Consider the following 13,371-nt stretch of genomic DNA (forward strand, 5'->3'; position numbering starts at 1 on the left):
TTAAATAAGTTGTGTTATTGTTTCCTTGATCTTTTCACGCACACCGCGATCCAGGTCTTTTTGTTTTAATAATTCTTTAAATGAACCTATCGATCGTTTCTCCTGCAGCTTAAGCATCACATCGGCTATAGCCGACTGCATTAAAGGCGAGTCCTGGTCTAAAATAGAACGGATAAGCCCTTCCCTAACTTCTGGATGATCAGACAAATGAGTCAGCGCATCTAAGGTACTCAGGCGCACATTTACATTAGGATCGTTATTTAATGTGGCCAGCAGCGCGTTGATTACCTGTTTATCGGCATGTTTTATCTCGCTGGTATAACTTACTCCTCTCATCCTTTCCGATGCTGACGGATTTTCCAATAGGGCTAACATCATCGTTTGTCTTAGTTCATGTACCTGCGATGAAAGTGCCTGCAGCTGTTCATCTTGTTTACTACTCCGGCCGGAAGAAAAAATCCAATATCCACAAGCAAAACTGATCAGCACTACGATCATACTATAAGCCATTGGCAAACGGGGCTGTAATTGCCATAACCGGTTCCAGTTATCCGCTATCTTATCCCAAAAGCCCCTTTTCTCTTCGGCCGATGCTGTGAAAGTATCCAGCATAGCATAAAACTTCACCTTTACATTTACCGATGGCTCCGGTGTTTCCAGATCGCCCAATTCATCCCATAGCTCTTTCATAGCTGTCAACTCCTGCGCACAAGCATCACAACCGGCAATATGCTGTTCCAGTTCTGTTTGTTGGGTTAAGGTTAACTGTTTATTCATATAATCTGTAAACAGCTCCTGGTATTGCTCACACTTCATCTTATTTCTGTTTAACGTTTTCTTTTTAAATAAACCTGTTTTAACTCCTGCATGGCCCGATGTGCCCTTACTTTAACAGCACCTTCGGTAATTTGAAGAATCTGCGCTATTTCCTGGTATTTTAATTCCTGCAACCGACTCATGATCAAAACCTCACGGTGATCATCACTCAAATTCTTCATGGCTCCATGAAGCTGCGTTCGCGTTTGCCTGAGTTCGAATTGCTCGTCAGCAGCTGTACCTCCATCTATCTGATCGGCAAAGTCGGCAACATCATAGTGAGTAATCTGCTGAGATTTCTTTTTATAACTGTCTTTTAATACGTTACGGGCTACCTGGTACATCCAAGCCATAAACTCGCCATCGCCGGTAAAGCTGTTGCGGTATTTGAGCATCTTGTAAAACACCGTCTGAACCATGTCTTCACTGCCTTCCCGGTTATAAGTCATGTGAAATAAAAAGCCATATAAAGCCCTGTGGTACCGTTCAAAAAGCAGTCCCATTTTTTCCAGTTCCCCGGTTTTAACCTGGAGCATGATGGCATTGTCACTTAGCGTATTCAAACAGGTTTAGTATTTTATTTACATTGGAGACTCCCGGTAAAAAAAATGGTTACAGGAAATTTAAGAAATATTTCAATTTACTGATGATGAGGGAAAAATCAGTAAAAAAAAGAAGGCCTCCATGGTGCATGTCGGCCTGTCTTTTCTCGGGATAAGGTAGGTATAAAATCTTTGGCGCCAATTTAGTCTGACCTGCAGAAAAACCAGCTTATAGCGTCAGATGACATGATATGTCCCTGAAACTTATTGTTATTACTTGCTTCTGATTTGTAAATAGTCGGAGTGAATGTGAACCATTCGCTCAATTAGTCATTATCTTTCATTCCCGACTTAAACACTGGACGTAAAAGTCTGAGTATAGCCTGTTACTAGCAACAGTACAAACACGCTATCAGTATGCGGTTTTTACGCATTTGCGCAAAAAATACTTACATTTTCCGGAGTTGGATAGCGTTCAAGATAGCTTCGCCTTTAAGTGGTTCAAACGCAATCATTATTCCTTTGCCACCGGTAACAATCATTTGTATTTTTTCCTGGCCCGCGGTAAGTGTACCATAAGTATTTGCCGGACTAAAGTTTTTCAGTATACTTTGATTGTTTACCGTCACATTAAAAACGCGTTCTTCGGCTTTTTCTTTTTGTATATTGTTAGTGAGATTATAAGCCAATGCTTCTTTGGTTTTATTGGTGGTGAGCTCCGCGAAATGCAAAACCAATTCGTACTCTCCATCGGGTACATCGAAACGATATTGTTGTATACCTACTTGTTGGGTTTGGTAGATGGGGTCGTTATCTGTATTCAGGATATTTTTGTTGGTACCATAGCTTTGCTGCCCGTTACCAGGCATGCTAAAGGGATGGCCTCCTACATAGCCAAAATTACCCGTACGATAAGGCTGATCAGGCATCCATACCTGGTGTTGTGCCTCGTCAACATAAAAACGTTTGGCGCCTAGCAATACATTGATGTTTAATAAAGAATCCCGATCATTTTTAAGATCGCGGGATAAAAGGTTAAAATTCACATCCTGTATATCGGCGTAGGTTTTGCCATCAACAGTAATTAAAGCTTCTACCCTGTTTAAACCTTTGATAAATGGTACCTGCCAGGTAGCTTCGCCATCTTTTACCTGCTGATCAGGCAAGCGGGTTCCGTTAACCGTTAACTGTATAGTGTGCTCATTGGTAAAAACGCTTATGGGTTGTGTACAAACCGAGCTGTTTAAACTATCGGTAATACCAGCGCGAATGTTCCAGTTGGATATTTTTATAAAAGGTTTATTTAGTAAATAGGCCTGATAAAGGCTGTACACATCTTTTGGTTTACGATCCTGGGTAAGCAAGCCTTTGTTGTTGATGTGCGGCATGGTTTCTTCACGGGTTTCTGAATTAAAGTCGACAAGATTCCAAACCGCTGCAGCAGCTACAAACGGACGTGCTTTGATCGCATTGAGATATACCTGGTGAAAGCCAACCGCATACTCTAAACTTTTGTCAAAGCGTTCGGGTTGTAATGAGCGGATGCGGGGATCTGCATCGGCGCCAAATTCGGTTACCAGCAATGGTTTATCCGGAAACTCTTTATGATGCTTGTCTAAAAACTCGGCAAAGCCGGCTGTTGTACCACCGTACCAGCCCTGGTAAAGGTTCCATCCCACCAACATCGGGATCTGGATCAGGCCTACCTGTTTGTATCTGTTAAAATCGCCGTGATTAGCGATCATGGTATAACGATTAGGATCCTCTTTACGGGTGACGCTGTCAAGTTGCCCGGCCAGTTTAGCGATATTGGCAAAATAAATCTGTTGACGTGGCTTATCATTGTTAAACTTGGGCCGTAACAATACCTCGTTCATATAGGCCCAGATAACCACACTAGGATGATTATAATTTTGGCGGATCATCTCCACCTGCATATTTTTGCAATTCGCCGTAAACGCTGCCGACTCGGTTATCGCGTTGACTACCGGTATCTCTACCGACGCCAGTATACCCAGCTTATCGCACATTTCTAAAATCATGGGATCCTGCGGATAATGGGATACACGTAAAAAATTAGCGCCCATGGCCTTCAACAGCTCCATATCGTGGATGTGATAACTATCGGGCAATGCATTCGCCAATCCTTTAAAATCCTGATGCCGGCTGGCACCCATCAATTTGAGTGGCTTACCATTCAGGAAAAACCCTTTTTCTCCATCAAACTTAAACCATCTTAAACCTAATGGATTGGCTACCTCATCTATCACGTCCCCACTTTTGGCATCGACAATCTTGGTAATAACAGTATACAGATAAGGATCATCCGTTGACCATAAATGCGGGTTGCTAATTATAGGCAAATCTTGAGCAAAGTTTAGCTCCGTATTATTTCCACTTAAAAAAATCTTCTTGTCGGCAACCATTTTTGATGACAGGTCAAGAATGGTGGTAACTATTTGTAATTTTTGCTTGATATCCGACTTTGTGGTTATTTGTCCGTTTATCTTCACCAAAGCGTTCGTGGCCGACACAGTGGGTGTGGTGATATAAACCCCGGTTGAAGCATGGCTCAGATCAAAATGTGTTTTATTACAGATCACCAGATTTACATCTCTGTAAATTCCTCCAAAGAAGGTAAAATCGGCTGTGAGTGGTGGTATATTTTCATTGAAACTATTATCAACGCTTACCGCTATCTCGTTTTTTGCACCTGGTTTAAAATCAAGAAATTGACCGATCTCTATACAAAAACGGGTGTACCCGCCAGTGTGTTCACCTGCTTTGTGCCCGTTCACATAAACTGCCGTTTGTTGGTTGGCCCCTTCAAAAAATATAAACACCTTTTTATTTTGCCAATCGCTGTTTACTGTTATCGCTTTTTTATACCAACATAGTCCTCGATAATAACCTGGGGTGTCATCATCTACATCATCCTTATTCCAACTATGCGGTAGTGATACGGTTTGCCATTTTGCCGATGCTGTATCCGCAGAACCTGGCGTATAAGTCCCTTTACTAAATTGCCAGTAACCATTTAGGCCAATCACATTACGCCCCTGCGAAAAAGCCGCTGAAGCAGCAGTGATAAACAGAATAAAAAAACAGAATAACTTATGGAGATTCGCAGACATCGGGATGGATTGATTAGTTATTGCTGACGGGCTTTATGACCTGATCAAGGGCAAGCTGCCAGTTAAATTTTTGTTTAACGCTATTAACTTGCTGTATATCTTTGATATAAGCCGGGTTAAAATAAGCAGCCAGCGAAAGGGTATAAATACCATTTACAGGTTCAAACAAAGTGCCGGCTTCATATCCTTTTTCGTGATTTTCGGCACGTTTTTTATCAAATGAAACTTTGCTGTTTACAAACTCGCCATGGGTTTTAGCGCCTGTTACAAATGGCACCAAAAAATCAACCGACTTTTGGATAGATGCTCCTTTTTCTGACTGATAGGTAAAATAGTTTTTACCTGTGGCACGGTAAATAACCATGCTGGCCCGCAGTAATGGTTCCAATGTATACGTATGATAATGCAGGGCATCTCTTTCCAAAAAATCAAAGCCGCTGCCATCGGCGTTCAGATTAACATTGATCTGCTTTTCAAGTTCCTGGTAAATGCGCGATTCATAGCCTGTATTATGCAGTGTAAATGCAACCAGGGTAAGGGTTTTGATACGATGCGAGTTCCAGTTATTAAAGCTGGTTGTTCTGCCTGGTTTGGCAGATGCGCTGTTGAGTTCCGCTTCGCCAACTTTGACTACCCAGGCATCAATCTGCTGTTTTGATTCTGCCGAAATATCGTTCCTGATCAGGTCATAGCCGGTTATTATATCTTCCAGCTTGGTTTCATTGATCGGGTCGCCGTTGGGTTTATTAGTATTTGCCCAGGCCAACAGAAAATCCTGCGCTTTTTGTAAATAGTTTTTTTGCTGATACAATCTGTAACACAAAGCCAGGGCATAAATTTTATTACCATCTTGCAATGATTTAAGGCTGGCCGTTTTCGCAGGGTTACCTGCCAGCACCCCTTGAGACACGATTGTTTCTATAGGGTTTGGCTGCTCATTCAGGGCTTGTTCGGCAGTTTGTTTGTAAGGCGTAAATGCTTTTTTAACGTCACCCTTACTTTCTATATCCCTTTTCAATGCCTTGATTTCAGCATCATTTAAACTCACATACTGCGCCCTGGCATATACCCCGGCAACAAGAAAGCTTATTAATAAAACTACTTTTTTCATGGATCAGTTACGGTTAATTACAGGTAGCCCCTTGTATAAATGTTGTTTGCGCAGTAAAGCTTCCAGATAATAGTAATCCGCGTAAATTATAGGCACATCAATCTCGGTACCGGCGGGTTTATGACCTGTACTGTGGATCAATAAAAACCCCTTGCTGCCACCTGCTTTTGCCTGGTATTTTCCGCTTAGGGTTTTAACGATCTTATCGGCAATTGAGCGGTATTCCTTTGCATTTCTGCTATAAGTACTTAACTCATACAATGCCGAAGCAGCTACTGCCGCAGCCGATACATCTCGCGGAACATTGGGTATGGCCGGATCGTTATAATCCCAGTAAGGTACCAGATCGCCTGGTAAATTGGGGTTACTGAAGATGAATTTGGCAATATTCTCAGCTTGTTTCAGATAGGCTGGGTTGTTCGTCTCGCGGTAACACATGGTGTAACCGTATAAACCCCATGCCTGCCCGCGTGCCCAGGCCGATTCGTCGGCATAGCCCTGGTGAGTTTGTTTGTGCAGTACTTTGCCGGTTTCAGGATCGTAATCAATAACGTGATATGAGCTATAATCGGACCGGAAATGATTTTTCATAGCAGTATTGGCATGTGTTACCGCGATTTTATAAAAAGACGAATCACCGGTTAAGCGGGTGGCTTCAAACAGCAGCTCCAGGTTAAGCATATTATCAATAATAACCGGAAATTTCCATTGCTTGCGGTTATCCCATGATTTAATAGAACCCACAACCGGGTTAAACCGGGTGGATAGTGTTTTGGCAGCTTCAATAAGTACTTCTTTATAGTGCGCGTCTTTGGTTAAACGATAGCCATTACCCACGCTGTTATATACCTTGAAACCCATGTCATGCGTAATGCCGTTTGTTTTCTCGACCTCAATATTGGCAGTAAATTTTCTGGCCAGATCTGCCCACTTCTCGTTATGGGTATACTCATACAAAAACCACAATTCGCCAGGAAAAAAGCCGCTACACCAATCTTTTGAAGCCACCATAACCAATTTCCCATCGGTACTTAAACTACGTGGTGATACCAGAGCAGAGTTTGTAGCATCTGATTTTACGGTGTCAACTTCCTTCAGCAGTAAAACGGTTTGGTTTTGCGCGAATGATAAAGCTTTGGCTACATCGGTTTGTGAAAATGCCTTTGTGGTTAAAAGGGAAAGCACAAAAAATACGATCAAGTTTTTGGTTCTCATGGGTTTTATAAAAGTTTATGATCAGCTTGGTTCGTCCTCAATTCAGGGGGTAAAAGACACTGATGATGAGGCCAATATTACGACGTATTCCCGCCAAAATAAAAGCATGGCTGGTTAATTTTTACGCAAACGTTTGAGTTGACGCTATGCAAGCAGAGCTTCAACTCATTTTTGATCACATTTTTTTAGAGAAAGCGAGTGTAAAAATGCTGTTTAGTCGATGTTTTTATCTAATTTTAAGAAAATACTCATATACTTGTTGAGTCGCCGGGAGAGAGCCAATTATGAATTTTGACGCTATTACTATAAGGGATATTGCTAGGGAATTACACCTATCTGTGTCTACGGTTTCTAAAGCACTGAGAGACAGCTACGAGATCAGCGAGAAAACCAAAAAACTCGTCATGGAGTTTGCTCAAAAACACAATTACCGTCCCAATCCTATGGCCCAGAGTCTTAAAAAAGGGCATAGCAAATCCATCGGTATCGTAGTTTCCAGTATCGACAACCAGTTTTTTTCACAGGTTATTAATGGCATGGAATCCGAAGCTTACAGCCAGGGTTATAATGTGATCATTACCCAAAGTCATGAATCCTATGACCTGGAAGTACAAAATGTTGGGCACCTTATCCATAGGGCAATTGACGGCCTGCTAATTTCCATTGCTACCGAAACTGCCGATGTTGAACATCTCCGGAGGCTACAGCAGCAAGGCTTGCCGATTGTTTTTTTTGACCGGGTTAGCACCGAAATAGAAACACACAAAGTAATAGTTGATAATTTGGGCGGCGCCTATCAGGCTACTACACATCTGCTCGATTCGGGTTATAAAAATATTGCGCATATCACCAGTTCTGTTACTTCGTCCGTTACCAAACAGCGATTGGAAGGCTATGTAAACGCCCTTGTAGAAAGAGGTATCGAAGTAAAGGAACGATACATTAAATACTGTCTTCATGGCGGCCTTAACCTGGATGAGTTAGAACAAGCTGTTGATGAATTATTAGCGTCAGAACCGCGTCCCGACGCCATCCTGACGGCCTCCGATCGCATCACTACATCTACCATGACCTTGTTGCACAGAAAAAACATCAGGATACCACAAGATGTGGCGTTAGTTGGTTTTTCTAATACCGTGCTGGCCGATGTATTAAACCCTTCACTTACATCGGTGCATCAGCCAGCTTTTGAAATTGGCCGAAAGGCAACCGAAATGTTACTGAGTATCATCAACAGCAAACGCCCTGTTACCGAATTTGAAAATGTGATATTGCCTACCGAGCTATTCATAAGAAGCTCATCTGCAAGCAAACACAAATAACCTGTTTTGTAATTTCCAAAAGCGGCCAGGCTATTTTAAACAGCAATTCACCTTGCTGAAATACACCTTAGTGTAAGGATAATTTTACATTACCTGTTTTTTCGAAAACGATTGCGTAAATAAAATTGAGGCAAAGTGTAAAACACCGTATCAAATGTAGGTACTTTTGATATGTGCCATCTGCCTGAATAAGGCTGTCACCCATTTATAAACCCCTGTATTAATTATTAAAGTTTGCTGTATGTATTTGGTTGTACCTTCATATTTTGTAAATGCTATTGATCAATCATCAAACATAGTAAGTGTAACCAATGCTCATTTGCGTTAATGACAGAACAGCTGCGTACGGTCATGAAATTTATTGACAGTGTAATAAAACGTATTAAAAACCACCTAAAAACCAATAAAACCAGTGCTTACTAAAATAAAAGTGAATATGGAAGAATAACAGACAAAACCCGTCTGGAAACAGACACCCTATCCCCCTCATCAAGGTTTCCTTAAAAAAATTAAGCAACGAAAGTTGTACAGGGATCCTATTGCCAATTTTTTAAACCTAGTTAATACAATAAACAAAGAATATGAAGAGAAAAGCTTTATTTTTTAGCGTATTCAGAAGCACATTACTGCAATTAGCATTTACTTGTTTTTTGCTAACCAGTGCTTTTGCAAGCGTTGGCGCTAAACCTGGTGCTGCGCCAATAAAAACTAATAAATCAGCCGGTAGCTTAAAAAACACGGCTGACATAAAAATAACCGGTCGTGTTGTAGACGAGAAAGGACAGCCGCTTCCAGGTGCAAGCATACGCGTAAAAGGCACCAAAGCAGGTACTACTACAGATATTAATGGTAAATACGCTATAACAGTACCAGATAATAATGCTGTTTTGATATTTACAACGATTGGTTATGCTACCCAGGAGATTGCGGTTAGCGACCGTACTACCATAGATGTAAAATTGGTAAACGGCTCCAAAGATCTCAATGAGGTGGTTGTAGTGGGCTATGGAAGCCAAAAGAAACGCGATGTTACAGGTTCTGTATCATCGGCAAACTTAGGTAATGTCGACAAAACACCCGTATTTGGTACAGCTCAGTTATTGCAAGGCCAGGTTAGCGGGGTTCAGGTTACACAAACTAATTCACAACCAGGTGCAAGCTTCAGTATACGTATCAGGGGTACAAACTCCATTAGTAACAGCAGCGAACCACTATATGTAGTTGATGGTTACGCTGGTGCCGATATAACAGCTCTTAACCCCAATGACATTGCCACCATGGATGTATTAAAAGATGCATCGGCCGCTGCAATTTACGGTAACCGTGGTTCAAATGGTGTTGTTATCATTACTACAAAAACAGGTAAAGCCGGCCAAAGCAATGTTTCGGCCGATGTGTACTCAGGGGTACAAAGAGTAGGAAAAATGCTGGATATGATGAACGCCACTCAGTTTGCCACCTATCTTGATTCTGTAACCTCTTTCCTGAACAGAAGTTCAAAAACACCAACACCGCTACCCTTTACTACCGGCCAAATAAATGCTTTAGGTGAAGGTACTAACTGGCAGAAGGAATTATTCAGAACAGCCCCAATCACCAACGCCAACGTATCTATCAATGGCGGTACTGATTTAACCAAATACCTGGTTAGTTTTAGCTATTTCAACCAACAGGGTATCATTATAAATTCGGGCTATAAACGCGGTACACTACGTTTTAACTTCACACATGATATCAGTAAAAAAGTACGGTTTGGTATAAACTCCCAAACCTCCTTTGATCAGCAAAACCTGGCCAACGTAAACACCAGCGGTGGCTCCAATGGCGGTACGCTGCTTGATGCCTTGCGTATAAGCCCTACCATTCCGGTTTATGATGCTCAAGGACAGTTTACCTTCCAAAACGGGCCTCTCGGCTATACCAATCCGGTAGGTAACCCCATAGCCGCGGCTACTTTAAACACAGATATTGATAATGCGCTACGCTTATTTGTTAATACTTATGCGGAGTATGATATATTAAAAAACTTAAAGTTCAGGACAAGCTTTGGTACTGACGACCGCTTTGAGAAGGAAAAGATATTCCGGCCGAGCACTACTTACCTTGGCACAAACCTTGGCGGTGGCTATGCGCAGATCATCACGCCAACTAACCTTAACTGGTTAAATGAAAACACCGTTACTTACAATACCACCATAAATAAAATACATAGTATTACCGCTTTAGCAGGCTTCACCTATCAAAAGTTTTATTTCAGAACAAATTCGGCTACAGCAACCGGATTAACCACCAATAACCTGGGAACTGATGGCCTGGGTGCCGGTTCAAGTGCAACTGTTTCATCAAGCGGTAACGGGCGCAAATTAGCCTCCTTTATCGGCCGTATTAACTATAGCCTGATGGATAAATATTTATTAACAGTTTCTGTTCGCAGAGACGGTTCTTCGGCATTGGGTGCAAATAATCAGTGGGGTACATTCCCGTCAGCTGCACTGGCATGGAGAGCTGGAAGTGAAGACTTTATAAAAAATATAAAGGAAATCAGCGATCTGAAACTTCGTTTAGGGTACGGTATAGTGGGTAATGCCAATATACCTGTTTATTCGCCCAATAAGCAGTACTCATTAAATACATATATGCTTAATGGGGCTCGTATTGTAGGCTTTTCACCGGGTAATATACCTAATGCTAACTTACAATGGGAACAAACCCGCTCATACAACCTGGGGCTTGATCTCGGTTTATTCAACAACCGTATCACCTTTAACGCCGATGTTTATGATAAAAAAACAACCAAATTGTTATTTGCCCGTCCTGCCCCTTCAACAACCGGATTTTCAACAATACAAGACAATCTTGGCGGTATAAGCAACCGCGGTATTGAGCTGGCTGTAAATACCATCAACATCAGCAGTCCACTTGTAAAATGGTCAACAGGGTTAAATTTTTCCAGAAATATTAACAAAATACTAGACCTGGGCGGATCTCAAAATGTGTTAACCGGTAACGTAAGTTCAAGCTTATACCCTGGTGGTCAAAACTCAGCCATATTACAGGTTGGCAAACCTATCGGATCATTTTATGGCTATGTGTATGATGGTATATGGCAATCGCAACAACAAATTGCAGCAAGCGGCATCACCAATGCAGTTAATCCGGGCGATCCACGTTATAAAGACCTCAATGGCGATCACGTGATCAACGCGTCTGACCGTACCATTATCGGCCAGGCCCTGCCAAAATTCACCTATGGCTTTAACAGTAATTTAACGGTAGGTCCATTTAACCTGTTTGTATTGATACAAGGCGTTTATGGTAACCTGATCATGAATGAAAACCTGATCGAGGGCGAAAACGGTACGCTTAACGATAATAAGCTGGCACATGTATTAACCCGCAGCTTTGGCATGCCAGGTTCTGACAATACGTTACCAAGCGTGGGCAGTACCTTACGCCGCAGCCTTGGCCCTACCAGCGATATATTGGAAAGCGGCAGCTACCTGCGGTTTAAAACCATTACCCTTACTTATAATCTGCCATTACCAAAATGGAGCAAAGTATTTAAATCGGCATCTATATATGTAACCGGTCAAAACTTGTTCACCATTACCAAGTATACCGGGTATGATCCTGAGGTAAATACTTATGATACTGCAAGTGGCAACTATACTTCTTTGGGTACCGATTATAATCCGTATCCAAATGTTAAAACATACACTATGGGATTAAAATTAGGTTTATAAACCATAACTCTAAATAACGATAACGATGAAAAAGATATATATACTATGTGCTTTGGCAGGTTTAGGATTATCTTCCTGCAAAAAGCTCCTGGAAGAAAAACCTGTTGGCATTTTAACTGATCAAAACTTTTACCTTAATGCCGCCGATGCACAATCAGCAGTTGTTGGGGCCCTGAGCCAACTACAACCTCAGGCATATTATCAGCGTACGGTTTATATCATGGGCGAGCTATCAGGCGATGGCCTTGTGCCCCTGCTTACTCAAAACCAGGAACGTATTGATATGTATAAACTAACCTATACGGCTCAAAATATTGAGATCAATAACTGGTGGGTAAATAGTTATAAACTGATTAGCAGGGCTAACGATATTATTGCAAACGTACCCAAGATCAGCATGGATGCCGCAGCCAAGAACAATTTATTAGGAAACGCTTATTTTTTACGTGGCCTTGCCTATTTTGACCTGGTGCGGAGCTTTGGCGACGTTCCATTGATCACTCATCCTATTACCAGTAAAGATGACCCTGATTTTTCTCCATCAAGAACCGCTGCCAATAAAATATACGCGCAGGTAATATCCGATTTACAATTTGCAGAGACTAATTGTTTAACAGAGGATAAGATAGCAGCGGCCAATAAAGGTATGGTATCATCAGGTGCCGCCTCGGCTATGTTAGCCAGAGCTTATTTACAAAGGGCCAGCACCGCATTTGCAGATCCGGCCGATAACCAAAACGCCCTTAATGCCTGCAATAAAGTGATTAACTCCGGTATCTATAAACTGATGCCTAATTACAGCGATGTATTTAATTGCGATCTTAAATATTTCCCGCAGCAAACCGAACATATTTTTGATGTGCAGTTTGGCAATAATAATACGACCACTCAAAACATCATAGTACGTATGTTTACACCTAAAAATGGATCAGGATCATTCCTTGCCAATCCATATATGGCCAACCAGATTTATTTTGGCGCCGATAAAAGAAAAGCATGGAATATATCCAATTCCGTTGTTGATGCCAAAGGTGTAGTTTCCTCTGTACCTTTCTATATCAGCAAGTTCCGTGATCCGCAATGGGTATTAAACTCCAATAACTCGCGCGTAAACTGGCTTGTATTACGCTATGCTGATGTATTGTTGATGCAATCTGAAGCGATGAATAACCTTAATCCAAGTGATCCTGCCAAGTTTAATGGTATGAATACCGTACGTGACAGAGCCGGCTTAACCGCCTCTCATTTAGATCTCACCAACACCCCAACGCCATCTGCTTTTATAGATACATTGGTTAAAGACCGTGCCCGTGAATTATGTATTGAAGGCCATCGTCGCTGGGATTTGATTCGCTTAGGCAGGTTTAAACAAATAGAGCAACAAGTAAACGGATTTACGGCCCAGGACTTCCAATTACTGTTACCCTTACCTCAACCTGAACTCGACGTAAACAAAAACCTGAAACAAAATCCTGGTTATTAACCCAT

The 13,371-nt window shown here is 41.8% G+C and carries 8 protein-coding genes; 3 read left to right on the forward strand and 5 right to left on the reverse strand.

The genetic code is table 11. From position 1 onward, the window contains the following. From ACTJKG_RS07110 to ACTJKG_RS07130, 5 genes are all read right to left on the reverse strand, one after another. Positions 1–816 carry a zf-HC2 domain-containing protein gene (locus ACTJKG_RS07110; RefSeq protein ID WP_172333034.1) on the reverse strand — a complete coding sequence of 272 codons (816 nt, stop codon included), beginning with the start codon at positions 814–816 and terminating at the stop codon, positions 1–3. Positions 817–827: 11 nt separating this feature from the next. Further along, a complete protein-coding gene (locus tag ACTJKG_RS07115) occupies positions 828–1,379 on the reverse strand; it encodes an RNA polymerase sigma factor (protein WP_440738768.1) in 552 nt (183 codons plus the stop codon). Positions 1,380–1,807: 428 nt separating this feature from the next. Further along, positions 1,808–4,492 (reverse strand): glycoside hydrolase family 2 TIM barrel-domain containing protein, encoded by a 2,685-nt coding sequence (locus tag ACTJKG_RS07120; RefSeq protein WP_440738769.1) that lies wholly within the window; start codon positions 4,490–4,492, stop codon positions 1,808–1,810. Between the two features lie 13 nt (positions 4,493–4,505). Then, complete coding sequence (locus ACTJKG_RS07125; RefSeq protein WP_172333032.1) at positions 4,506–5,603, reverse strand: alginate lyase family protein; 1,098 nt, start codon at positions 5,601–5,603, stop codon at positions 4,506–4,508. 3 nt (positions 5,604–5,606) lie between these two features. Further along, positions 5,607–6,818, reverse strand: a complete 1,212-nt coding sequence (locus ACTJKG_RS07130; RefSeq protein ID WP_440738770.1) for a glycoside hydrolase family 88 protein — start codon at positions 6,816–6,818, stop codon at positions 5,607–5,609. A 284-nt stretch (positions 6,819–7,102) separates the two neighbouring features. Between ACTJKG_RS07130 and ACTJKG_RS07135 the strand changes: the two genes are divergently transcribed. The 3 genes from ACTJKG_RS07135 (at position 7,103) to ACTJKG_RS07145 (ending at position 13,366) form a co-directional block, all read left to right on the forward strand. Beyond that, a complete protein-coding gene (locus ACTJKG_RS07135; RefSeq protein WP_172333030.1) occupies positions 7,103–8,140 on the forward strand; it encodes a LacI family DNA-binding transcriptional regulator in 1,038 nt (345 codons plus the stop codon). Positions 8,141–8,721: 581 nt separating this feature from the next. Further along, positions 8,722–11,883 carry a SusC/RagA family TonB-linked outer membrane protein gene (locus ACTJKG_RS07140; protein ID WP_440738771.1) on the forward strand — a complete coding sequence of 1,054 codons (3,162 nt, stop codon included), beginning with the start codon at positions 8,722–8,724 and terminating at the stop codon, positions 11,881–11,883. A gap of 25 nt (positions 11,884–11,908) precedes the next feature. Further along, complete coding sequence (locus tag ACTJKG_RS07145) at positions 11,909–13,366, forward strand: RagB/SusD family nutrient uptake outer membrane protein (RefSeq protein WP_440738772.1); 1,458 nt, start codon at positions 11,909–11,911, stop codon at positions 13,364–13,366. The last annotated feature ends 5 nt before the right edge of the window (positions 13,367–13,371 follow it).

Origin of the sequence: Mucilaginibacter sp. 22184 (genome assembly GCF_052045695.1) — a bacterium.
GTDB lineage: Bacteria > Bacteroidota > Bacteroidia > Sphingobacteriales > Sphingobacteriaceae > Mucilaginibacter.

Coding starts and splice junctions, on each gene's coding strand:
- ACTJKG_RS07110 (WP_172333034.1), bottom strand. CDS start 816: ATGAAGTGTGAGCAATACCAGGAGCTGTTTACAGATTATATGAATAAA.
- ACTJKG_RS07120 (WP_440738769.1), bottom strand. CDS start 4,492: ATGTCTGCGAATCTCCATAAGTTATTCTGTTTTTTTATTCTGTTTATC.
- ACTJKG_RS07125 (WP_172333032.1), bottom strand. CDS start 5,603: ATGAAAAAAGTAGTTTTATTAATAAGCTTTCTTGTTGCCGGGGTATAT.
- ACTJKG_RS07130 (WP_440738770.1), bottom strand. CDS start 6,818: ATGAGAACCAAAAACTTGATCGTATTTTTTGTGCTTTCCCTTTTAACC.
- ACTJKG_RS07135 (WP_172333030.1), top strand. CDS start 7,103: ATGAATTTTGACGCTATTACTATAAGGGATATTGCTAGGGAATTACAC.
- ACTJKG_RS07140 (WP_440738771.1), top strand. CDS start 8,722: ATGAAGAGAAAAGCTTTATTTTTTAGCGTATTCAGAAGCACATTACTG.
- ACTJKG_RS07145 (WP_440738772.1), top strand. CDS start 11,909: ATGAAAAAGATATATATACTATGTGCTTTGGCAGGTTTAGGATTATCT.